Here is a 21,626-nt window from a genome sequence, read left to right as displayed (position 1 = left end):
TAGCACGATGACGACGACAGCGATTGATCCGCGGAGCCGCGAGGACCACGACGCGGCCGGTGAGCGCCGATTCGACGAGCTGATCGCCCAGGACTCACGCATCGAGCCCCGTGACTGGATGCCGGCCGACTACCGCAAGTCGCTGACGCGCCAGATCTCCCAGCATGCGCACTCCGAGATCATCGGCATGCAGCCCGAGGCCAACTGGATCACGCGCGCGCCGTCCCTCAAGCGCAAGGCCGTCCTCATGGCCAAGGTGCAGGATGAAGCCGGCCACGGGCTCTATCTCTATTCCGCGGCCGAGACCCTCGGAACGCCCCGTGACCAGATGACCGAGGACCTGATCGCCGGCAAGGCGCGCTACTCGAGCATCTTCAACTACCCCGTCCTCACCTGGGCCGACATAGGTGCGATCGGCTGGCTCGTCGACGGTGCGGCCATCTGCAACCAGGTGCCCCTGTGCCGTGCGTCCTACGGCCCGTACGGCCGCGCGATGGTGCGCATCTGCAAGGAGGAGTCCTTCCACCAGCGCCAGGGCTTCGAGATCCTGCTCGAACTCGCCAACGGCACCGAGGCGCAGAAGCAGATGGCGCAGGACGCCGTGAACCGCTGGTACGCGCCGTCCCTGATGATGTTCGGTCCGCCGGACGAGGACTCGCCCAACTCGCAGAAGTCCATGGAGTGGAACATCAAGCGCTTCTCGAACGACGAGCTGCGCTCGCGCTTCGTCGGCATGATGGTCGAGCAGATCAAGGTTCTCGGGCTCGACCTGCCCGACCAGGACGTGCGCTTCGACGAGGAGACCGGCCGCTGGCAGCACGGGCCCTTGGACTGGAACGAGTTCAAGGAGGTCCTCGCGGGCCGTGGACCCTGCAACGCCCAGCGCATGGAGCGGCGCCGCGAAGCCCACGAGGACGGCGCCTGGGTGCGCGAAGCCGCTGCGGCCTACGCCGAGAAGCAGGTCCTCAAGACCGCGCAGGCGGCGTAGGTGACGGGCGGGTCGACCACGGGCGACGACGGCGCGAAGGCACCGTCGTCGGGTCCGCGGGAACCGCGTGCGGCCTGGCCGCTCTGGGAAGTGTTCGTGCGGTCGTCGCGCGGGCTCTCCCACGTCCACGCCGGGTCGCTCCACGCGCCCGACGCCGAGATGGCCGTGCGGAACGCGCGTGACCTCTACACGCGGCGCAACGAGGGCGTGAGCCTGTGGGTGGTCCCGGCGACGGCGATCATCACCAGCGACCCCGACGCGAAGGACCAGTTCTTCGAATCCCCCCAGGGCAAGGATTACCGGCACGCGACGTACTACACCAAGAGCGAGGGAGTGAAGCACCTGTGAGCGAGGCCAACGCCAGCGCGACCCGCATCACCCCGGGCAACGCCCTGCGGCCGGAGGATATCGCGCTGCTCGAGGCGAAGCCCTCGGACGCCGTCGGGCAGTACGCGCTGTGGCTGGGCGACGACGCCCTGATCCTCGCGCAGCGGCTCGGCTGGTGGATCTCCCGCGCGCCCGAACTCGAGGAGGACGTGGCGCTCGCCAACATCGCGCTCGATCAGATCGGCCACGCCCGGTCCTTCCTCACCTATGCGGGACGGGCGTGGGACAAGACCGAGGACGATCTCGCCTACTTCCGCCGGGAGCCCGAGTTCCGCTCGGTCCATCTCGTCGAGCAGCCCAACGGGGACTTCGCCCGCACCATCGCGCGGCAGTTCGTCGTCGCCCTCTACCAGTGGGAGCTCTACTCGCGGCTGGTGGATTCCAGCGATCCCACCCTCGCCGCGATCGCCGCGAAGGCGGTCAAGGAGGTGGACTACCACCGGGACCACAGCATCCAGTGGATCCTGCGCCTCGGTCAGGGCACCGAGGAGTCGCGCCGCAGGATGATCGCCGGTCTCAAGCTGACCTGGCCGTACGTCGAGGAACTCTTCACCGATCATCCACTCGTCGACGAGCTCGGTGATGCCGGTGTCCGCCCGAGCAGTCTTCGTGCGCCGTTCGACGCGGCGGTGCAGGCGGTCCTCGCCGAGGCCGATCTGGACGTGCCGCAGGTGCCCGGATCCGTGGGCGGCGGGCGCCTCGGACGGCACAGCGAACATCTCGGCTACATCCTCGCCGAACTCCAGGTGCTCGCGAGGGAGTACCCCGGAGCGTCGTGGTGACCGTCACCGATCTGCGGCCCTCGTCCGCCGTGGACGCCGCGGCGTGGGACATCGCCGCGACGGTCTGCGACCCCGAGATCCCGGTCCTCACGATCGAGGACCTCGGGATCCTCCGCGACGCCCACGTCGCGGAGACCGGGCAGGTCCTCGTGACCATCACGCCGACGTACTCGGGCTGCCCCGCCATGGACGCCATCCGCGACGACGTCACCGAGGCCCTCAGGGGAGCGGGGTACGACGACGTCGCCGTGCGCCTGGTCCTCTCGCCCGCCTGGACCACGGACTGGATGAGCGACGACGGCAAGGCGAAACTCGTGGACTACGGCATCGCCCCGCCCACGGGGAAGGCCGCCGCCGGTCCGGTCCGGATCGGGCTCAGCGTCAAGTGTCCGCAGTGCTCGTCGCTCAACACCCGCGAGATGACGCGCTTCGGCTCGACCTCCTGCAAGGCCCTGTACGTCTGCAACGACTGCCGGGAACCCTTCGACTACTTCAAGGTGCACTGATGGCCGTCGTCCTCGCCCCCTCCACCCAGCGGCGGAGTGCCTTCAACACGCTCACGGTCCGCGAGGTGCGCCGCCTCACCGAGGACGCGGTCGAGGTCACCCTCGACGTTCCCGCCGAGCTCCAGGAGAAGTACGACTACCTTCCCGGCCAGTACGTGGCGCTCCGGGCGACGCTCGACGTCGACGGGGAGCCCAAGGAGGTCCGGCGCAGCTATTCGATCTGTGCCGATCCCCGCCCCGGTGAGCTCCGCGTGGCCGTCAAGCGGGACCTCGGCGGAGTGTTCTCGACGTGGGCCAACGAGTCGCTCGCGGCGGGGGACACCCTCGACGTCATGAGTCCGCTGGGACAGTTCACCCCGCGTACGACGCCGGGCGACCAGGCTGTCGCTCTCGTCGCCGTCGCGGCGGGATCAGGCATCACGCCGGTGATCTCCATCGCTCGGTCGATGCTCGCCGGCAGCCCCAATGCGCGCTTCGACCTCATCTACGCGAACCGGGCGGCGATGGACGTGATGTTCCTCGAGGAACTCGCCGACCTCAAGGACCGCTACCCCGCGCGGTTCGCGCTGCACCATGTCCTGTCCCGGGAGCAGCGCATCTCGCCGCTGCTGTCCGGCCGGATCGACGCCGAGAAGCTGGAGAAGCTCCTCGGGACGGTCCTGGCCGCCGAGCGGGTGGACGAGTGGTTCCTCTGCGGGCCCTTCGAGCTGGTGCAGCTCTGCCGGGATGCGCTCGCGGAGCGAGGCGTCCCCGCTGAGAGGATCCGCTTCGAGCTGTTCACGACGGGTGAGCCCACACGTCCGGAGGGGAGCATCGGGCGCCCGGTCGCGCCCGCGGAGAGCGGCGAGAACTACACGATCTCCTTCAACCTCGACGGCCTCCAGGGATCCGTGCAGAGTCCCACCCATGCGCGGGAGTCCATCCTGAACGCCGCCCTGCGGGTGCGGCCCGACGTCCCCTTCGCATGCGCCGGTGGTGTCTGCGGCACGTGCCGCGCGAAGGTGGTCGAGGGCACCGTGGAGATGACCGAGAACTACGCGCTGGAGCCCGACGAGGTGGCGAAGGGCTTCGTGCTGACGTGCCAGGCCCACCCCACCAGCGACACCGTCACCGTCGACTACGACGCCTAGGAGCAGCGATGACCGCACCACAGGACACCACATCGACGAGCATGGTCCGGCTGACGATCGCCGACGGCATCGCCGACGTGGTGCTGGACGCGCCCTACCGGCTCAACGCCGTCGACGCCCAGGCACTCGAGGACCTGGCCGCCGCGTACGACGACGCCGCAGCCGGTGTGCGGGAAGGCACGGTCCGAGCCCTCGTGCTGCGCGGGGAGGGACGCGCGTTCTGTGCGGGCCGCAACCTCGGGGCCATCACCTTCGAGGACGACGACGCGTACGAGTTCCTCGATGCCACCCTGACGCCCCTGCTCCGGAAGATGGCCGACTTCCCGGCTCCGACGTTCGCCGCCGCACAGGGTGCGTGCCTCGGCGTCGGGCTCGGCCTGCTCATCGCGACCGACGTCGTCTACGTCGCCGAGGACGCCAAGATCGGCTCGCCCTTCGCCAATCTCGGGCTGATGCTCGACTCCGGCGGGCACTGGCTGTTCATGGAACGGCTCGGCTCGCACCGGGCCCTCGACCTGATGTACACCGGCGACCTCATGACCGGCGCGGAGGCCGTGGCCGGTGGCCTCTTCAGCCGTGCAGTGCCTGCGGCGGACCTCCTGGACCTCACGAGGGCGAAGGCCGCCCGGGCCGCCCGCGGTCCGCTGCAGTCGCTCGTCGCCTCGAAACAGCTCATCGGGCGGATCCGCGACGACCGCCTGGGCCTGTGGGACGCCATCCGCGGCGAGAACGACGCGCAGGCCGTGCTCGGCAGCACGGAGGACTACCGCGAGGGTCTCGCGGCCTTCCGGGAGAAGCGGGCTCCGCGCTTCGGCAGCTGACCGGTTCCCCGTCGCGGGCGCTACCGCCGGTTCTGTCGCGCACTGATCGCGCACACATCCGGGCTGCCCGGTAGGTACTCGCTGCGACGGCGGCTGTGACCCGACTGGTCGAGCGCATCGAGGTGGGGGCTCCTAGGGAGTCGGCAGGATGTAGAGCCGCGCCATCGCCTCGGAGAAGAAGGCCGGGTCGGCGTCGAGGACGGCCTGCGGACAGGTCATGACGGCGCTGACCACCCCCTCACTCGCCGGCATGGCGCGGGTCGCGATGTAGCGCACCCCGGTGTCGCCCTCGAGGGTGAGGCCCGGGAGCGTGGTCGTCGAGAGGTCCACGGTGGGTCCGCCGGCGAAGTTGATGCTGAGGGGGACGGTGCCGGCCTGGCCCTCGATCGTTCCGCCTTCGAGGTCCGCGAAGAATTCGAGCAGGTAGACCATGTAGCTCGAGGTGGCAGGAGCGTCGCTCAGGAGGTCGTCGTCACCGTCGAGCGGCGGCATGTACGCCTGCTCCAGCAGGAGGTCGCAGCCGTTCGGACTGCTGAAGGTGGAGATGCCGTCGGCCGGGAGGTCGTCCATGGTCCACGTCGCCACCGGCTGCGCCCAGGACGGCGGAGCGGTGAAGAGGGCGGAGCTTTCGAGCGGTTGCTGCTCGGGCGCGTCGATCGTTCCGGCGGCGGGGTCAGGGCCGGTGATCTCCGGGACGGGGCCACCCGGGACGTCCGTCGACGGCGGAGCGGCGAACCCCGTCTCGGAGGCCGTCGTGGGGGTGAACGTCGCGGCGAGACCGAGGACCGCGAGGACCACCACCACACCGACCAGGCCGACCACGAGTGTCCCGGCCCCGATGAGGACCCAGCCCCACACCGGCAGGCCCCTCCTGCGCGGAGGTGGTCCGCCGGACCCGGACGCGTAGCCGCTGAAGGCGCCCTGCGGAACCTGGCCTGGTCCTGTGCGCTGCGGCGGGGAGGGCCGGCTCCCGGCGAGCCGCTCGACGTCGCCGGGGCCGGGTGTCGCCCACAGATTCTCCGTGCGGGGGGCGTTCGCCCGCGGCAGATCATCGAAGGACGCACCGTGGCCCGGATCATTGCCGAAGGGGCCCTGAGGAGTCGGGCCGGCCCCGACCGGACCCGGGGGAGTCGGAGGAACGCCGGACCCGCCTGCGCCGTGGAGGCGCCCTCCGTCGTCCTGCCCCTGACCGCCGGTGCTCCCTGAATCCGTCATTCTCTCCCCCACGTGGAACGCCGCGAACCCGGCCCCGCGGGTCTGCTTCGGTCATTATGCAGGGGCGCGGGGAGCGAACACCATGGGTAGCCCCGCCGAGGTAGCGGGGGCGCCGTGACGAGGGTCGTCAGGAGCAGGAGCAGGAGCAGGAGCAGGAGCAGGAGCAGGAGCAGGAGCAGGAGCAGGAGCAGGAGCAGGAGTGGCAAGCTGGCGTCATCCCATCGCCCACAGGAGGAGCCACCGTGACCGGTATCGCCAATCCGCTGGAGGAGTTGTCCCTCGAGGACCTCCGGCGCCGCACGAGCGTGAAGTGGCGGACCTACCCGGAGGACGTCCTTCCCCTGTGGGTCGCCGAGATGGACGTCCGACTGGCCGAACCGATCGCCGCAGCCCTCAGGCAGGCCATCGAGCGCGGCGACACCGGTTACCCCTCCGGTCGGGGACTCGCCGAGGCCTACGCGGGGTTCGCCGGGCGGCGTTGGGGCTGGGCCGGTGTCGATCCGGCGAACACCGCCCTCGCGCCCGACGTCATGCTCGGCATCGTCGAGGTGATCCGGCTCCTGACGTCGCCCGGTGACACCGTCGTCGTCAGCGCACCCGTCTACCCGCCGTTCTACGCGTTCGTGGAGCATGACCAGCGCCTGATCAGGCACGCCCCCTGCACCGACGCGGGCCGGCTCGACCTCGAAGCCCTCGACCGCGTGTTCGGTGAGGTCCGGGCAGCAGGCAGGCCCGCCGTCTACCTCATGAGCAACCCCCACAACCCGACGGGCACGGTCCACTCCCGCGCCGAGCTGGAGCAGCTGGCAGCCCTGACGCGCCGCCACGGCGTCCGCGTGGTCTCGGACGAGATCCACAGCCCGCTCGTCCTGGCGGGTGCCGCCTTCACGCCCTATCTGAGCGTCGCCGGCGCGGAGGACGGCTTCGCCGTGGTGGCCGCGTCGAAGGCGTGGAACCTCGCCGGACTGAAGACGGGGCTGATCGTCGCAGGTCCCGAGGCGGCGGCCGACCTCCGGCGCCTGCCCGAGGAAGTGGGACACGGCGCCAGCCACCTGGGCGTCATCGCCCACACCACCGCTTTCGACGAGGGGGAGCCCTGGCTGGACGCACTGCTCGCAGGACTGGCGGACAACAGGACGCTGCTGCGCGAGCTCGTCGGGGAGCGGCTCCCGCAGATCGGCCTGCGTCCGCCCGAAGGGACCTACCTCGCCTGGTTGGACTGCCGCCCGCTGGGCCTTCATGACCCTGCCGCGGACGGTGCCCCGGGCATCGTGACCGACCTGGCCGGTCCGGCACGGTTCTTCCTCGACCACGCCCGGGTCGCCCTGAGTTCGGGCCATGTCTTCGGCGCCGGCGGGGGAGGTCATATCCGGTTCAACTTCGCGACGTCGCGCGCCGTCGTCACCGAAGCGGTGGACCGGATGGCGCGGGCGCTGGACGTTCGCGAGACGTCCCGGCCGAGCGGCTAGAAGCCGGGTGTGCAGCATCGGGTGACCCGGGACGCAGCAGGCCCTACAGTGGGTCCACGCCACCAGCACCCAGGAGCTGCCATGTCCCTCGTCCGCGTGCACAACTTCTCCATCTCCCTCGACGGGTTCGGCACCGGGGAGGGCCAGACGCTCGAGGCCCCGTTCGGGCATGCGGGCTCGCGGCTCGTCGAATGGGCGTTCGAGACCCGCACCTTCCGCGCGATGGGCCTGCACGGGGAGTCGGCGGGTTCCTCCGGCGTCGACGAGGCCTTCGCGAGCGCCTGGGAACCCGGTATCGGCGCGGAGATCATGGGCCGCAACAAGTTCGGACCCCACCGCGGCCCCTGGGAGGACCACGAGTGGAAGGGGTGGTGGGGCGGGGATCCCGTCTTCCACACGCCCGTCGTCGTCCTCACGCACCATCCGCGGCCCGTGCTCGAGATGGAGGGTGGGACGACGTTCCACTTCGTCGATGCGGAGCCGGCGGCGGCGCTCGCGCAGGCACGCGAGCTGGCCGGAGGCCTCGACGTGCGGATCGGCGGCGGCGTCACCACGGTCCGCGCGTTCCTCGAGGCCGACCTCATCGACCACCTGCACATCGTCCTCGTACCGATCCTCCTCGGGCGGGGCGAACGCCTCTGGGATTCTCTCGAAGGGCTCGAGCAGCGCTTCGCTATCGAAGCCACGCCGTCCCCCAGCGGCGTGGTCCATCTGGTCCTCACCCGCAGGGCGCGGTGACCGCCGGTCCTCGCCGGCCGCGGTGACCGCCGTGACCGCCCGTCCTCCGACGGGAACGGCGACACGAGGGCGGAGGCCTCAGCGCGTGTCGAGGTCCTCGAAGACCAGGAACGTCTGGGTGTCGAGCACCCCGGGCATGGACTGCAGCTGGTCGAAGATCACGCGCCGCAGGCCCACGTTGTCCTCGGCCCGCACCAGGAGGATGACGTCGAAGTCCCCGCCCACCAGGGCGATGTGGTGGATCTCCGGGACGTCGCGGAGTTTGTCCCGGAGCTCGCGCCAGGAGTGCTGCCGTACCTTGAGGGTGACGTAGGCGGAGGAGCGGAGGCCTGCTTTCGCGGGATCGATGATGGCCGTGAACCGGGTGAGGACGCCGTCCTCGGTGAGTTTCGCGATCCTCGAGTAGGCGTGCGCGCGGGAGATGTGCACCCGTTCGGCGACCGACGTGACGGACTGCCGTCCGTCCCGCGTCAGTTCGGCGAGGATCCTCCGGTCGACGTCGTCGAGTTTTCCGTCCGCCACCTGTCCACGCTCCTTTACGTAATCCAGCTCACACTGGCAATTCGTCCAAACAATACTCCTCTCTGGCTTCGAACATCCAGACTTCTGCTGCTCTCTGGATACAAAAGAGGACCGCTGGCCATACTGGAGCGACACAGCATCCAGCGCCGGGGCTCCCGGCGCGCGGGATCGACGCGCCGCTGCAGCGGCCGGTGACGGAGGCGGACATGAGTACGGCAACGAACGAGGGCAGGAGCATGATGGGCGTGCCCGCGGAGGACAGGACGACGTCGGCGGCAGACCGCGCGCTCCTCCCATCGGCCCGGCCGGTGCAACTGATCGACCCCGAGGGGCGGCACACGCACGACGACCGCTACCCCCTCCCCGACGGTGAGCGACTGCTCGGGGTCTACGGCCGGCTCGTGACGGGCCGCCGGATCAACGACCAGGCGAACGCACTCGTGCGCCAGGGCCGCATGGCGGTCTATCCGTCCTCGCACGGACAGGAGGCGTGCCAGGTGGCCGCCGCCGTCGTGCTGGACGAGGAGGACTGGCTGTTCCCCACCTACCGTGACACGGTCGCGGTCATTACGCGCGGCGTCGACCCGCTCGAGGTCCTGACGCTCCTGCGCGGTGACTGGCACGGCGGCTACGACCCCTACGAGCACCGCGTCGCCACGCAGGCCACCCCGCTCGCAACCCAGCTGCTGCATGCCGTCGGTGTGGCGCACGCCGCGAAGCTGCGCGGTGAGCCGACCGTGGTCCTCGCCATGTGCGGTGACGGTGCGACCAGCGAGGGGGACTTCCACGAGGCCCTGAACTTCGCCGCCGTGTTCCACGTCCCCGTGGTCTTCTTCATCCAGAACAACGAGTTCGCCATCTCGGTGCCGCTCTCGAGCCAGACCGTGGCGCCGTCGCTGGCGCACAAGGCCATCGGCTACGGCATGCCGGGCGAGCGGGTGGACGGGAACGACCTCGCTGCCCTCCTCTCCGTCCTCGGCTCCGCCGTGGACCGCGCGCGTGACGGCGGGGGCCCCTCGCTCATCGAGGCACACACCTACCGCATGCAGGCGCACACCAACGCCGACGACGCCACCCGCTACCGCTCGGCCGACGACGTCGAGCAGTGGGTGCCGCGCGATCCCCTCCTGCGGATGCGCACCTACCTGCGGGGCCTGAACCTGCTGACCGATGACGGGGAGCGCACGCTCTCCGACGAGGCGGAGCGCATCGCGGCCGCCATCCGCCAGGGACTCAACACGGAGGTCGACGTGAATCCGGCAGAGCTCTTCGAGTACGTGTACACCGAGAAGACGTCGCAGTTGCGCGAGCAGGCGGAGCAGCTGCGCGAGGAACTGGCGCGCGGCGCCGACCCCGCCGTTGACGGTGCCGGCGACGCACCCGGCGACGGCGACCAGGCGGACGGGGAGCGGCCATGACGCAGACCACGGAGGCGCCGGCCCGCGCAACCCAGGACCGGCAGGCCGGCGTCGTGCCACCCGCGCCGCGCTCCACCTCGACGTTCGCGAAGGCCCTGAACGCAGCGCTCGCGGACGCCATGGAGGCCGATTCCGCCGTGCTCATGTTCGGCGAGGACGTCGGGAGGCTCGGCGGTGTCTTCCGCATCACCGACGGACTCACCGCACGGTTCGGCGAGGAGCGGTGCTTCGACACCCCCCTCGCCGAGGCCGGCATCATGGGCATGGCCGTGGGCATGGCGATGAACGGCATGAAGCCCGTGGTCGAGATGCAGTTCGACGCCTTCGCCTACCCGGCCTTCGAGCAGGTGGTGAGCCATGTCGCGAAGATGCCGAACCGGACCCGCGGCAAGGTGCGTCTGCCGATCGTCATCCGGATTCCCTACGCCGGCGGGATCGGCGGCGTGGAGCACCACTGCGACTCCTCCGAGGCCTACTACGCGCACACGCCGGGCCTCACCGTGCTGGCTCCCGCCACGGTGCGCGACGCCTACTTCATGCTGCGCGAGGCCATCGCCTCCCCGGACCCCGTCGTCTTCCTCGAGCCGAAGAAGCTGTACTGGTCGAAGGAGGAGGTGGACCTCGCGGAGCTCCGCCGCACGTACGACGACGGTCAGGCGCCCCGGCGGATCGGCCGCGCCGTCGTCGCCCGCGCGGGGACCGACGCCACGCTCATCACCTACGGGCCGTCCGTGCCCACGGCGCTCGCCGCTGCGGCTGCCGCCGCCGAGGAGGGGCGCTCGATCGAGGTCATCGACCTGCGCTCCATCGTGCCCTTCGACGACGAGACCGTCTGCGAGAGCGTCCGGCGCACCGGCCGCGCCGTCGTCGTGGCCGAGGCCCCCGGATTCGCGTCGGTGGCGTCGGAGATCGTGGCCCGCGTGCAGGAACGCTGCTTCCACTCGCTGGCGGCGCCCGTGCTCCGCGTCACCGGCTTCGACATCCCCTACCCCTCGCCCAAGCTGGAGCATTTCTACCTCCCGAGTGTGGACCGCATCCTCGACGCCGTCGACCAGCTGCAGTGGGAGGACTGACATGAGCACGCCGACCGTTGCCGAGAAGCTCCTCGTCTTCATGCTCCCCGACCTGGGCGAGGGCCTCACGGAGGCCGAGCTGGTGTCGTGGCTCGTCGCGGAGGGTGACACCGTCGTCGTCGACCAGGCGATCGCCGAGGTCGAGACCGCCAAGTCCGTGGTCGAGGTGCCGTCGCCCTTCGCGGGAACGGTCGCCGTCCTCCACGGGCGGCCGGGCGAGGTGCTCGACGTCGGCGCCCCCTTCCTGTCCGTGCGGCCCGAGGGGGCTCCCGTACCAGGATCCGGCGCAGCTACCCCTGATGCCGCGGTCACCTCCGATGCCGCGGCGATCGACGGCGCCGCCGAGGTGCTTCGCGAGGATTCCGGTGTCCCGGCGTCCGCGACCCGTCCCGACGAGCGGTCGCCGGTCGTGAGCGAGGGGTCCGGGAACGTCCTCATCGGGTACGGCACCCCGGGTGGGCTGACCGGCGGCCGGACGCGACCGCGGAAAGGCGCAGCGCCGACAGCTACGCGACCGGCGCTCGAAGGTGCTGTTGATTCGACGAGCAGCCCGGCGAGCGCATCCGCGCAGCTTCCCGGGCAGGCTCCGGCCCAGGGTTCTGCCCGCACTCCGGCCCACACGCCGACCGACCCGGGTGAGGCCCCCGAGCGGCGCGCACCCCTGTGCGTCTCGCCGCTCGTGCGCAAGCTCGCCCGCGACCACGGCATCAGGCTCGACGACGTCCGCGGGTCGGGGGAGAAGGGCCTGATCCTCCGGCGCGACATCGATGCCGCCATCGCCGTGCACGTCAGCCCCTCCGACCTGACCGGTGGTCCCGACACGCCGGTGCCCCCCGCGGAGGCATCGGTGTCCCGTGACTCACGATCCGGCCTCGCCGTCCTCGAGCGGACACCACTGCGCGGGGTGCGTCGGACGATCGCGGACGCCATGTCGCGGAGCCGGCGGGAGATCCCCGAGGCGACCGTGTGGGTGGATGTCGACGTCACGGCCCTCGTGGAACTCCGCGACGGGATCAAACGGCGCACGCCCGACGCCGTCCCCGGCATCCTCGCCTTCGTGGCGCGCTTCGTGGTCGCGGGCCTGGCACGCTATCCCGCGTTGAACAGCAGGATCACCACGGGCGAGGACGGCACGCAGGAGCTCGTGCGCGTGGACGGCGTGAACCTCGGCATCGCGGCACAGACCGACCGAGGTCTCGTGGTGCCGAGCGTCCGACGCGCCGACACCCTGTCGGCGCGTGAACTCGACACCGAGATCCGGCGCTTGGCTGCCCTCGCGCGCACCGGGAAGGCGACACCGTCCGACCTGTCCTCCGGTACCTTCACGCTGAACAACTACGGCGTCTTCGGAGTGGATGGCAGCGCCGCGATCATCAACTACCCGGAGTCGGCGATCCTCGGCATGGGGCGCATCATGGACCGCCCCTGGGTGGTCGACGGTGAGCTCGCCGTGCGGAAGGTGACCGAGCTGACGCTCGCGTTCGACCACCGGGTGTGCGACGGCGGGACGGCCGGTGGGTTCCTCCGCTTCGTCGCCGACGCGATGGAGAACCCGGGCGGGATGCTGGCCGACCTCTGACCGGCCGCGGCGAACGCTGTCCGGTCAGCCCTCGCCGGGGTCTCCCAGCAGACCGCGCTGGGCGAGGTCGGCCTCCGAAGCTGCCTGCGGGGGCAGCGGATCCGTGGCATCGGGGACGTCGTCCGGGACATAGTCCTTCAGGCCCAGTGCCACTTCCTCGCGTTCGGTGGCGAGCGCCAGGGCGTCGTCGTCCACGTGGTCGTCGGACTTGCCGTGGGTCCGGGGCGAGGGCCGCGGCAGGGCGTCGTTGTCGGGGTTGAGATCGTCCAGCGTCGGGAACTCTTCGTCGATGTCGGCCATCGCTCCAGCCTAGGAAGGCGTGCAGGCGGTCGCGAGGTGAGGATCGTGCCGGTCGATGCCTTCCGCTCGACGGCGGCGCGACCTATGATCCGCCGCCGACCGTCCCGGGCAACACCGGGCCCTGCGCACGACGCACCCGGTGAACGGGTGCCCCGGCCGTCCGTCCTGCGCGAGCAGGAACGGCTCGACGCCGTGACGGACGTGGTGCTCGTCGTCCCCGTGTACAGGTGGTCCATGCCGGCGATCCCCACGGGGTGGATCGACCGGGTCTTCATCGGCGGGTGTGCCTCCGACGACGACGGCCCGCATCTCGGCCACCCCGCTCGATGCGCGCGGGGTGCTCCGAGGCCCGGGGAGGTGCGCACGGGGGCGTGGGGGACCGTAGGGTGGGACCGGTGATCGAATCGACCGAAAGCATCCCGTCCGGCACGCCGACCAGCCGGCCCGGCTTCGTCCGGGTCCTCGGCGCCACCGAGAACAATCTGCGCGGAGTCGACGTCGACTGCCCCCGCGACGCCGTCGTCGCCTTCACGGGTGTCTCGGGCTCGGGCAAGTCCTCCCTCGCGTTCGGGACCATCTACGCCGAGGCCCAGCGCCGCTACCTGGAGTCCGTGGCCCCGTACGCGCGGCGGCTCATCCAGCAGGGCCACACCCCGCATGTCGCCTCGATCACCGGGCTGCCTCCCGCCGTCGCCCTCCAGCAGCGGCGCGGCACCCCGAGCGCCCGCTCGACCGTCGGCACGCTGACCACGCTGTCGAACTCCCTGCGGATGCTCTACTCCCGGGCCGGCACGTACCCGGCGGACGCCGCCGGACGGCTCGAGTCCGACGCCTTCTCACCGAACACCGCGGCCGGAGCCTGCCCGCGCTGCCATGGGCTCGGAATAGCCCGCGACGTCACGGAGCAATCCCTCGTTCCCGATCCGACGCTCAGCATCCGCGACGGCGCCATCGCCGCGTGGCCGGGAGCCTGGCAGGGCAAGAACCTGCGCGACGTCGTGAGCGAACTGGGCCATGACATCGACGTCCCGTGGCGCGAGCTGCCGGAGGAGGCGAGGACGTGGCTCTTGTTCACCGAGGAGCAGCCCGTGGTCGAGGTGACCCCGCAGCGGGACCGCGTGGCCAAGCCCTACAAGGGGCGCTTCTGGAGCGCGAAGAGCTACGTGCTGCACACCCTGCACGATTCCAAGAGCCAGCAGATGCGCGAGCGCGTGCTGCCCTTCATGGAATCCGGGCCGTGCGGGGTCTGCGGCGGGAGCGGGCTGCGGCCGGAGGCGCTCGCGGTGACGTTCGCCGGCCTCTCGATCGCCGAGGCCAACGCCCTGCCGCTGGCTGAGCTGGCGGCGCACCTCGAACCGGCGGCGACCCTCGACCACCCGTCCGCAGCCCACCGGTCGTGGACCTCGGGGGAGGGGACGGAGGTGTCGGTGACCATCAGCAGGGACCTCGTGCAGCGGCTCGGCACTCTCGTGGACCTCGGGCTCGGCTACCTCAGCCTCGGCCGCGCCACGCCCACGCTCTCACCCGGGGAGATGCAGCGGCTCCGGATCGCCACCCAGCTCCGCTCGGGCCTGTTCGGCGTGGTCTACGTCCTCGACGAGCCCTCGGCGGGCCTTCATCCGGCCGACGTCGAGCCGCTCCTGGCCGTCCTCGAGGAGCTCAAGGACGCCGGCAACTCGGTGTTCGTCGTCGAGCACAACATGGACGTGGTGCGCCACGCGGACTGGATCGTCGACGTGGGCCCGGGTGCGGGCGAGGGCGGCGGCACCGTCCTCTACAGCGGCCCGGTCGACGGCCTCGCCGCCATCCCGGCATCGGTGACGGCACCGTTCCTCGCCGGAAGCGGCTCCGCGGACGCCGGTCCTCCCGCACCGCGTGCGCCCGCGGGCTGGCTGCGCCTGACCGGCATCCACCGCCACAACCTCGCGGGACTCGACGCCGAGATCCCGGTCGGCGTGCTGACGGCGGTCACCGGGGTGTCCGGTTCCGGGAAGTCGACCCTGGTCAGTTCGGTCCTGGCCGAGGCCGTCGGGGCGCACGTGCGCAACGACACCCCGGAGGAGATCGACGACGACGCCGACAGTCAGGCCGGCGCGGCAGAGCCGCCAGTGGCGGGCATCAGCGGCCTCGAGGCCGTCGACCGGCTCGTCAGCGTCAACCAGAAGCCGATCGGGCGGACGCCGCGATCCAACCTCGCCACCTACACGGGGCTCTTCGACGCCGTGCGGAAAGCCTTCGCCGCGACGGACGAGGCCCGGGCCAGGGGCTTCGGAGCGGGTCGCTTCTCCTTCAACGTGCAGGGCGGCCGCTGCGAGACGTGCCAGGGCGAAGGTTTCGTGTCCGTCGAGCTGCTCTTCCTGCCCGGGAGCTACGGGCCGTGCCCCACCTGCCACGGCGCGCGCTACAACGAGGAGACGCTCGCGGTCACGCTGGACGGCTGCAGCATCGCCGACGTGCTCGCCCTGACGGTCGACGACGCCGCCGGTTTCCTCGCGAACGTCCCCGCCGCAGCGCGCTCCCTCGCCACGCTCCGCGAGGTGGGCCTGGGCTACCTCCGCCTCGGCCAGCCGGCCACAGAGTTGTCCGGGGGCGAGGCCCAGCGGATCAAGCTCGCCACGGAACTGCAGCGCGCCCGCCGCGGGCACACCCTGTACCTGCTCGACGAGCCGACCACGGGCCTGCACCCGGCCGACGTCGTCCTGCTCCTCGCCCAGCTGCGCACACTCGTGGACGCGGGGAACACCGTCGTGGTCGTGGAGCACACCATGTCCGTGGTGGCCGCGGCCGACTGGGTGATCGACCTCGGGCCCGGCGGCGGGTCGGCGGGCGGGTCGATCGTCGCGGCGGGGACGCCTGCTGACGTCGCGCGCCTCGACGCGGGGACGAGCGCCACGGCGCCCTATCTCGCACTCCACCTGTCAGGTCATCGGTCGGCGCCCGCGCACCGGGTGTGACGCGCCGGGCCCGCGCCGCGGCGACGTCGTGCGGCGGGCCGAGTGCTCCAGCCGGTGCCGGTGCGCGGGCTAGACCAGCGCGGGGGCGAAGTCGTCGCGCGCGGACCTGCTGCCGTCCAGGGAGGCCCACGCCCCGGCGAGGATTCCCACGGCCCGTCGGGTGTCCTCGGCCGGATAGCTGAAGGGGAGGCGGAGGAAGCGCTCGAACACGCCGCCCATGCCGAAGCGGGGACCCGCTCCCAGCAGCAGGCCGCGGTCGCGCGCGGCGAGGGCGAGCTCCGAGCTGACCGGGGCGCCGAGATTGACCCAGGTGCACAGGCCGCCCGAGACGCGCGGTACGTCCCAGCCCGGCAGCTGTGCGGCGAGGAGCCGGCCGAGCTCCCGCTGTCCGTCGTCGAGCTGCTGCGCCCGGAACCGGAGCAGCGCGTCGTAGTCCCCGAGCATCTCGAGGGCGATCAGCTGCTCGAGGATCGGCGTCCCGAGGTCCTGCGCGTACCGTGACTGCACGAGCCGCCGGATCACCTCGCGCTCGGCCCTGATCCAGCCGATACGCAGCCCGCCCCAGACGGTCTTGCCCATGGAGCCGATCAGCACGGCGGGACCGAACGCCGCGAGGGGCGGCTCGGCGTCGCCCTCGATCCGCAGCTCGGCCATCGTCTCGTCCGCCACGACCACCGTGCCGGCCCGCGCCGCGGCGGACATGAGGCGCTCGCGCTGACCGGGCGGCATCACGGCCCCGGTGGGGTTGTGGAAGTCCGGCATCACGTAGGCGAGTGCGGGCCGTGCCCGGTCGAAGGCCTGCTCCAGGCCGTCGTCGTCCCAGCCGTCCCCCGCGCCGACGGAGACGGGGACGAGCCGCCGGCCGGCCGCGCGGAGCGCCTCGTACGCGTGCGGATAGCTCGGGGCCTCGACCAGGACGGTGTCGCTGCGTGTCAGCCAGGTCCGCGCGAGGAGCGAGATGGCGTGCTGCGCGCCGAGGGTCACCATGAGCTGCCCGGGCTCGGTCGGTACGCCGCGGGCGGTGTACCGGTCCGCGAGGGCCTGCCGCAGCCGGGGGAGGCCGAGCAGGTCGTAGCCGTCACCGTTGAGGTAGGCGGGCAGCTCGGCGGCGGCACGCGCGGCTGCTTCGCCGACCTGCGGGGCGGCGGGCAGCGCCGCCTTGCTGAGGTCGAGCACGACGCCGGAGCCGCCGTCGTCGTGCACCGGGGCGCCGCGTCCCGGCATCGACACCACGGATCCCGAGCCGCGCATGCTCTGCACGTACCCGGCCGAGCGCAGGCGCGCGTAGGCGGCGGCGACGAGCGTGCGGCTGACCGCGAGCTGCACCGCGAGTTCCCGCTCGGCCGGTAGCCGTGACCCGAGGGGGATCCGGCCGTCGAGGGTGAGCAGGCGGATGCGGTCGCCCAGTGCAGCGTAGGCGGGCCCGGCGGTCCGCCAGGAGCCGAGTTCCGCGGCGAGGCGCCGCGCGGTGAGGACCATCATGGAGCCACCATCCCATGATTGGCATCTTGTTGTCAGTCCAATGACAGGTTCTACTGAAGGCATGACCTTCCTCGGTGTCCGGCGCGGACTGCAACTGCTGCTCGGACTCTTCCTCTACGGCCTGTCCCTCGCGATGATGATCCGGGCGACCCTCGGCGTCTCGCCGTGGGACGTCCTCGGGCAGGGCGGGTCCCTCCGGACCGGCATCCCCTTCGGTTTCATGACCAACATCATCGGCCTGATCGTCCTGCTCCTCTGGATCCCGCTGCGGCAGCGCCCGGGCATCGGCACCGTCCTCAACGTCGCGCTCGTGGGGCCGAGCGCGGAGATCGGCCTGGCACTGCTCACCGAGCCCACCCAGCTGTGGGCGCGGATCCTGCTGTTCACCGGCGGGCTGGTGCTCCTCGCCGTCGCCAGCGGCCTCTACATCGGTGCCCGCCTGGGCCCCGGACCCCGCGACGGACTGATGACGGGCATCCACGCGCGCAGCGGCCTGCCCATCTGGCTGGTCCGCACCGGCATCGAGGGCACGGTGCTGGTGCTGGGCTGGCTGCTCGGCGGGACCGTGGGGCTGGGCACCGTCGCCTTCGCGCTCCTCATCGGGCCCCTGATCAACCTCGCGCTGCCGGTCTTCCGGGTGCCGGAGAGCCCACGGTCCGCCCCGGACACCACCCCGGACACCACCCCGGACACCGCCCCGGACACCGCCCCGGACACCGCGACTGCCGGGACCTGACGCCGCAGATCCCCGCTCCGACGCCCGGTGGGGTTGCCGGATGGGCTCCTCGCGCCACGAGGTCCCGGCCTGCTCCCCGGCGGGCGGACCCGGCAGACCTAGACTGGGAGTCCTGCCGCGACCGAGAGGACCCCATGACCGCCGACGTCCCCAGCGCCGAGACCCGCAGCCCCTGGCGCGAGCTCGCGCCGGGCATCTACCAGCTCCCGACTCCCGGCTTCCGGATGAACGTGGGCCTCGTCGTCGGGCGCGAGCGCGCCCTGGTGGTCGACGCCGGTGCGGGTCCCGTCGGGGCCGCCGAGGTGTACGGGAAGGTCCGGGGCATCACCGATCTGCCCCTGATCGTGGTCAACACGCACGCGCACGCGGATCACTTCTTCGGCAACGCCTATTTCGCCGCACAGGGTGTGGAGGACTTCTGGGCCACCGCGAGGTGCAGCACCGCGCAGGGTGAGACCGGCGAGGACCAGCGGACGCTGGTCGCCGCCGTCGAACCGGCCATGGGCGCGGGCGACGGCGACCACACGCAGATCCTCCCGGCCAACCGGCTCGTGGAGGGCACGCCCGTGGACCTCGACCTGGGGGAGGTGTCGGTGACCCTCTTCCACCTCGGCCGCGGCCACACGGACCACGACCTGCTCGTCGGCGCCGGGAACGTCCTCTTCACGGGTGACCTCGTGGAGGAGGGTGCGGATCCGGCGTTCGAGGACTCCTTCCCCGTGGACTGGGTGCGGACGCTCGGGAAGATGGTGGCGCTGGAGGACCTCTACGACGTGTTCGTCCCCGGTCACGGAGCCCCCGTCGGCGTCGCGGAGGTCACCACGCAGATGAACAAGATGCGCAGCGCCATCCGCGTGACCCGGCTCGCCATGGACGAGGCCTCCGTGGACATGACGAAAGCCATCCCGATCCTCCCGTACGGCCCCGAGCAGTCGCGCGCCCTGCTGATCCGCCTGCGCACGCTGGCCCACTGGACGTGGCTGACACGCAAGCACTGACCCGGCCGGGTGGCCCGAGGACCTAGGCGGTCGCGCCGAAGACGGTCCGGTCCAGGAAGGCGTTGCGGAATTTGCCCTCGGGATCCATGCGTGCGGCCAGGGCGCGGAAGTCGTCGAAGCGCGGATAGAGCGGGGCCAGCCGGGCGGCATCAGCAGTGAACAGCTTTCCCCAGTGCGGACGCATGGCGAACGGCGCCAGGGCGGCCTCGATCTCCGGCAGCAGCGCCTCGACCTCGGGCTGGGCGGGCTTCCAGGTGAAGTGGAGGCCGATGCCGGCCCGCTGGTAGTTGTTGCTGAGCCAGAGCCCGTCCGCGGCCATCGAGCGGATCTCCGAGACCTGCAGCAGCGGCGTGATGCGTGGCGCGAGGGCGCGTACGGCCTCGATGGCCGCGACGGCGTGTTCGCGGCCCACGAGATACTCGGTCTGCAGTTCCTCGCCGTTGCTGGGGGTGAAGGCGAGGCGGAAGTGGGCCAGGCGGTCCGACCACGGTCCTGCGACGCCGAGCTGCTGCGTGCAGTGGTCCGCGGCCACACCCGGCACCGGATGCAGGGCGGCCTCTGCCGGCCTGCCGCCGAAGAAGTCCGTGGGGACGGCGGTCCCGCTGTCGACGCGGCTCTTCAGCCAGGCCTGACCGATGGTGCCGCCGGTCCAGTCCGTGAAGAGGCTGACGCTGTAGGCGGCGGAGGTGGCGGCGTCGTAGTCGGCGAGCACGGCGTCCCACGGGACGTCCGTGAAGACGTCCTGACGGACCTCGAAGGTCGGCTCGATGCGTAGCGTCACGCGGTGCACCACCCCGAGGGCGCCGAGGCCCACCACCATGCCGTCGAAATCGTCGTCGCCCTGCGTGACGGTGAGGACGTCACCGGAGGCCGTGACGATCTCCAGGCCCACGACGGCGGTTGCGAGGTTACCGTTGCGGTCCCCCGATCCGTGGGTGGCTGTCGCGATGGCACCACCGATGGAGATGTGGGGGAGGGAGGCGAGGTTGTGCAGCGCGTAGCCGCCGCGCTGCAGGTGCTCGGCGAGGACGCCGTACCGCACGCCCGCGCCGACCGTGACCGTGAGGGCCTCCGGATCGACCGAGACGGCAGGGTCCATGACGTCCAGCGACACGAGGGTGCCCGGGCTGTCCGCGATGTCGTTGAAGGAGTGGCGGGAGCCGAGGGCGCTGACGCGGGTGCCTCCCTCGACGGCCCGTTGCAGCTCCGTGAGCGTGGTGGGGTGCTCGATCGCCTCGGCGGCATACAAATGGTTGCCCGCCCAGTTGAGCCGGTCCCGTGCCTGTTCCTCGATCATGGTGTCCTTGTCTGGCAGGGTCGCGCCGGCGGGAAAGGAGCCGCGGGACACAAGCGGTAGGGTGCCCGGCAATCCTACAACGTTGTAGACTCGCGGGACGCGTGACGTACAGGGCATCACCGGCGGATCGAGGGAGCGCTATGGCGGCCACACTGAAGGATGTCGCCCTGGCGGCCGGCGTCTCGATCAAGACCGTCTCGAACGTCATCAACGACTACCAGCACATCCGGGCCGACACCAAGCAGCGGGTCATGGAGGCCATCGACGAGCTCGGGTACAGTCCCAACCTCTCGGCACGCAGCCTCCGGTCGGGCAGGACCGGCGTGATCGGCCTCGCCGTCCCCGAACTGTCCCTCAGCTACTTCGCCGAACTGGCCGATGCCGTCATCACGGCAGCCGAGCGGCGGGGGCTCAAGGTCCTCATCGAGCAGACCGGCGGCGGTGACCGGGCACGCGAGCTGGAGATCCTGCGGAGCCCACGGCTGCAGATGACCGACGGCCTGCTCTTCAGTCCGCTCGGCATGTCGAACGAGGACGCCCACTACCTCGACGTCAACTTCCCGCTCGTCCTGCTCGGTGAACGGATCTTCGGCGGCCCCACCGACCACGTGACCATGAGCAACGTGGAATCGGCGCGGGCCGCGACAGCACACCTCATCTCGAAGGGGCGGCGGCGCATCGCCGTCGTCGGCGGTCACCGGGGGGAGGTGATCGGCTCGGCCGGTCTCCGCCTGCGCGGCTACCAGCAGGCACTCGAGGAGGCGGGGATCCCCTTCGATCCCGCCCTCGTCGGCCACACCACCTTCTGGCACCGTGCCAATGGGGCGACGTCCATGCGCGAGCTCCTCGAATCGGGGGTGGAGTTCGACGCGATGTTCGGCATGAACGACACCCTGGCGCTCGGTGCCATGCGGGTTCTGCAGGAGGCGGGGCGGCGGATACCCGACGATGTCGCCGTGATCGGGTTCGACGACCTCGACGAGGGGCGGTACTCCCTGCCGACCCTCTCCACCATCGACCCGGGCAGGGTCGAGATCGCGGACACCGCGGTCCGGGTGCTGCAGGAGCGGATCTCCCGGCGCGACGGTGATGCGCCTCCCCGCGAATTCGAAGCCCGCTACCAGGTGATCGAGCGCGAGTCCTCCGCGCTGCCCGGCTGAGCTGCCCGCGTCACGGGCCGCGGTTCCGACGCCGGGGGAGCTTCCTTGCAGCACCTGCTTGACAGTGACCC

The 21,626-nt window shown here is 71.3% G+C and carries 21 protein-coding genes; 16 read left to right on the top strand and 5 right to left on the bottom strand.

The features are described from left to right. The first annotated feature begins 7 nt into the window (after positions 1-7). The 6 genes from paaA to NVV32_RS13965 are packed head-to-tail and all read left to right on the top strand — an operon-like array spanning position 8 to position 4,614. Positions 8-988 carry a 1,2-phenylacetyl-CoA epoxidase subunit PaaA gene (gene paaA, locus NVV32_RS13990; RefSeq protein WP_055767618.1) on the top strand — a complete coding sequence of 327 codons (981 nt, stop codon included), beginning with the start codon at positions 8-10 and terminating at the stop codon, positions 986-988. Further along, positions 989-1,336 (top strand): 1,2-phenylacetyl-CoA epoxidase subunit PaaB, encoded by a 348-nt coding sequence (gene paaB / locus NVV32_RS13985; protein WP_055767621.1) that lies wholly within the window; start codon positions 989-991, stop codon positions 1,334-1,336. It begins immediately after the preceding gene. Continuing rightward, positions 1,333-2,157 carry a 1,2-phenylacetyl-CoA epoxidase subunit PaaC gene (paaC, locus tag NVV32_RS13980; RefSeq protein WP_055767624.1) on the top strand — a complete coding sequence of 275 codons (825 nt, stop codon included), beginning with the start codon at positions 1,333-1,335 and terminating at the stop codon, positions 2,155-2,157. Before paaB ends, paaC begins: the two co-directional genes overlap by 4 nt. After that, on the top strand, positions 2,154-2,663 hold the full coding sequence (gene paaD, locus NVV32_RS13975) for a 1,2-phenylacetyl-CoA epoxidase subunit PaaD (protein WP_422390561.1): 510 nt from the start codon (positions 2,154-2,156) through the stop codon (positions 2,661-2,663). Before paaC ends, paaD begins: the two co-directional genes overlap by 4 nt. Further along, on the top strand, positions 2,663-3,793 hold the full coding sequence (paaE, locus tag NVV32_RS13970) for a 1,2-phenylacetyl-CoA epoxidase subunit PaaE (RefSeq protein WP_422390560.1): 1,131 nt from the start codon (positions 2,663-2,665) through the stop codon (positions 3,791-3,793). The genes paaD and paaE overlap by 1 nt, the downstream gene beginning before the upstream one ends. A gap of 41 nt (positions 3,794-3,834) precedes the next feature. Then, on the top strand, positions 3,835-4,614 hold the full coding sequence (locus NVV32_RS13965; RefSeq protein WP_055769179.1) for an enoyl-CoA hydratase/isomerase family protein: 780 nt from the start codon (positions 3,835-3,837) through the stop codon (positions 4,612-4,614). Positions 4,615-4,746: 132 nt separating this feature from the next. Here NVV32_RS13965 and NVV32_RS13960 read toward each other — a convergent pair whose 3' ends face one another. Next, on the bottom strand, positions 4,747-5,829 hold the full coding sequence (locus tag NVV32_RS13960; protein WP_422390559.1) for a hypothetical protein: 1,083 nt from the start codon (positions 5,827-5,829) through the stop codon (positions 4,747-4,749). A gap of 242 nt (positions 5,830-6,071) precedes the next feature. On the opposite strand from NVV32_RS13960, the gene NVV32_RS13955 reads away from it, so the two are divergent. Next, positions 6,072-7,298, top strand: coding sequence for a MalY/PatB family protein (locus tag NVV32_RS13955; protein WP_422390558.1), 1,227 nt, complete (start codon positions 6,072-6,074; stop codon positions 7,296-7,298). Between the two features lie 81 nt (positions 7,299-7,379). Next, a complete protein-coding gene (locus tag NVV32_RS13950) occupies positions 7,380-8,036 on the top strand; it encodes a dihydrofolate reductase family protein (protein ID WP_422390557.1) in 657 nt (218 codons plus the stop codon). Between the two features lie 78 nt (positions 8,037-8,114). Here the strand turns inward: NVV32_RS13950 and NVV32_RS13945 are convergent, their stop codons facing one another. Next, positions 8,115-8,558: an Lrp/AsnC family transcriptional regulator gene (locus NVV32_RS13945; RefSeq protein WP_055767641.1), complete on the bottom strand. Its 444-nt coding sequence runs from the start codon at positions 8,556-8,558 to the stop codon at positions 8,115-8,117. Between the two features lie 206 nt (positions 8,559-8,764). On the opposite strand from NVV32_RS13945, the gene pdhA reads away from it, so the two are divergent. Genes pdhA through NVV32_RS13930 form a run of 3 tightly spaced genes read left to right on the top strand, consistent with a single transcriptional unit; the run spans position 8,765 to position 12,628 of the window. Further along, complete coding sequence (gene pdhA, locus NVV32_RS13940; RefSeq protein ID WP_422390556.1) at positions 8,765-9,976, top strand: pyruvate dehydrogenase (acetyl-transferring) E1 component subunit alpha; 1,212 nt, start codon at positions 8,765-8,767, stop codon at positions 9,974-9,976. Continuing rightward, a complete protein-coding gene (locus NVV32_RS13935) occupies positions 9,973-11,049 on the top strand; it encodes an alpha-ketoacid dehydrogenase subunit beta (protein WP_152812656.1) in 1,077 nt (358 codons plus the stop codon). The genes pdhA and NVV32_RS13935 overlap by 4 nt, the downstream gene beginning before the upstream one ends. A 1-nt stretch (position 11,050) precedes the next feature. Further along, positions 11,051-12,628: a dihydrolipoamide acetyltransferase family protein gene (locus tag NVV32_RS13930; RefSeq protein ID WP_422390555.1), complete on the top strand. Its 1,578-nt coding sequence runs from the start codon at positions 11,051-11,053 to the stop codon at positions 12,626-12,628. A gap of 24 nt (positions 12,629-12,652) precedes the next feature. Here NVV32_RS13930 and NVV32_RS13925 read toward each other — a convergent pair whose 3' ends face one another. Beyond that, on the bottom strand, positions 12,653-12,928 hold the full coding sequence (locus tag NVV32_RS13925) for a hypothetical protein (protein WP_422390554.1): 276 nt from the start codon (positions 12,926-12,928) through the stop codon (positions 12,653-12,655). Positions 12,929-12,973: 45 nt separating this feature from the next. Between NVV32_RS13925 and NVV32_RS13920 the strand changes: the two genes are divergently transcribed. Further along, entirely contained in the window at positions 12,974-13,327 is a 354-nt protein-coding gene (locus tag NVV32_RS13920; protein WP_422390553.1) for an NAD(P)H-dependent oxidoreductase, read from the top strand. Continuing rightward, positions 13,324-15,882 (top strand): ABC transporter, encoded by a 2,559-nt coding sequence (locus NVV32_RS13915; protein ID WP_422390552.1) that lies wholly within the window; start codon positions 13,324-13,326, stop codon positions 15,880-15,882. Before NVV32_RS13920 ends, NVV32_RS13915 begins: the two co-directional genes overlap by 4 nt. Positions 15,883-15,951: 69 nt before the next feature. Here NVV32_RS13915 and NVV32_RS13910 read toward each other — a convergent pair whose 3' ends face one another. Then, the gene (locus tag NVV32_RS13910; protein WP_422390551.1) at positions 15,952-17,364 is read right to left on the bottom strand and encodes a PLP-dependent aminotransferase family protein; all 1,413 of its coding nucleotides are present in this window, start codon (positions 17,362-17,364) and stop codon (positions 15,952-15,954) included. Between the two features lie 61 nt (positions 17,365-17,425). On the opposite strand from NVV32_RS13910, the gene NVV32_RS13905 reads away from it, so the two are divergent. Both NVV32_RS13905 and NVV32_RS13900 read left to right on the top strand, forming a co-directional pair. Then, positions 17,426-18,100 (top strand): YczE/YyaS/YitT family protein, encoded by a 675-nt coding sequence (locus NVV32_RS13905; protein ID WP_422390550.1) that lies wholly within the window; start codon positions 17,426-17,428, stop codon positions 18,098-18,100. Positions 18,101-18,234: 134 nt separating this feature from the next. Further along, positions 18,235-19,098, top strand: a complete 864-nt coding sequence (locus tag NVV32_RS13900) for an MBL fold metallo-hydrolase (protein WP_422390549.1) — start codon at positions 18,235-18,237, stop codon at positions 19,096-19,098. 22 nt (positions 19,099-19,120) lie between these two features. On the opposite strand, the gene NVV32_RS13895 is transcribed toward NVV32_RS13900, so the two are convergent. Next, positions 19,121-20,395, bottom strand: a complete 1,275-nt coding sequence (locus NVV32_RS13895; protein WP_422390548.1) for an FAD-binding protein — start codon at positions 20,393-20,395, stop codon at positions 19,121-19,123. A gap of 140 nt (positions 20,396-20,535) precedes the next feature. On the opposite strand from NVV32_RS13895, the gene NVV32_RS13890 reads away from it, so the two are divergent. Further along, a complete protein-coding gene (locus tag NVV32_RS13890; protein WP_422390547.1) occupies positions 20,536-21,555 on the top strand; it encodes a LacI family DNA-binding transcriptional regulator in 1,020 nt (339 codons plus the stop codon). Positions 21,556-21,626 lie beyond the last annotated feature (71 nt).

Origin of the sequence: Arthrobacter sp. N1 (genome assembly GCF_048288285.1) — a bacterium.
Classification (GTDB): domain Bacteria; phylum Actinomycetota; class Actinomycetes; order Actinomycetales; family Micrococcaceae; genus Arthrobacter_D.
Note: the sequence above shows the minus strand (reverse complement) of the source record. Positions and strands in the feature narration are given on the sequence as shown.

What these genes read in the sequence shown, in the direction of transcription:
- NVV32_RS13960 (WP_422390559.1), bottom strand. Translation starts at nt 5,829, where the DNA reads ATGACGGATTCAGGGAGCACCGGCGGTCAGGGGCAGGACGACGGAGGG.
- NVV32_RS13900 (WP_422390549.1), top strand. Translation starts at nt 18,235, where the DNA reads ATGACCGCCGACGTCCCCAGCGCCGAGACCCGCAGCCCCTGGCGCGAG.
- NVV32_RS13905 (WP_422390550.1), top strand. Translation starts at nt 17,426, where the DNA reads ATGACCTTCCTCGGTGTCCGGCGCGGACTGCAACTGCTGCTCGGACTC.
- paaE (WP_422390560.1), top strand. Translation starts at nt 2,663, where the DNA reads ATGGCCGTCGTCCTCGCCCCCTCCACCCAGCGGCGGAGTGCCTTCAAC.
- NVV32_RS13935 (WP_152812656.1), top strand. Translation starts at nt 9,973, where the DNA reads ATGACGCAGACCACGGAGGCGCCGGCCCGCGCAACCCAGGACCGGCAG.
- NVV32_RS13925 (WP_422390554.1), bottom strand. Translation starts at nt 12,928, where the DNA reads ATGGCCGACATCGACGAAGAGTTCCCGACGCTGGACGATCTCAACCCC.
- pdhA (WP_422390556.1), top strand. Translation starts at nt 8,765, where the DNA reads ATGAGTACGGCAACGAACGAGGGCAGGAGCATGATGGGCGTGCCCGCG.
- paaA (WP_055767618.1), top strand. Translation starts at nt 8, where the DNA reads ATGACGACGACAGCGATTGATCCGCGGAGCCGCGAGGACCACGACGCG.
- NVV32_RS13890 (WP_422390547.1), top strand. Translation starts at nt 20,536, where the DNA reads ATGGCGGCCACACTGAAGGATGTCGCCCTGGCGGCCGGCGTCTCGATC.
- NVV32_RS13930 (WP_422390555.1), top strand. Translation starts at nt 11,051, where the DNA reads ATGAGCACGCCGACCGTTGCCGAGAAGCTCCTCGTCTTCATGCTCCCC.
- NVV32_RS13895 (WP_422390548.1), bottom strand. Translation starts at nt 20,395, where the DNA reads ATGATCGAGGAACAGGCACGGGACCGGCTCAACTGGGCGGGCAACCAT.
- NVV32_RS13910 (WP_422390551.1), bottom strand. Translation starts at nt 17,364, where the DNA reads ATGATGGTCCTCACCGCGCGGCGCCTCGCCGCGGAACTCGGCTCCTGG.
- NVV32_RS13950 (WP_422390557.1), top strand. Translation starts at nt 7,380, where the DNA reads ATGTCCCTCGTCCGCGTGCACAACTTCTCCATCTCCCTCGACGGGTTC.
- NVV32_RS13965 (WP_055769179.1), top strand. Translation starts at nt 3,835, where the DNA reads ATGGTCCGGCTGACGATCGCCGACGGCATCGCCGACGTGGTGCTGGAC.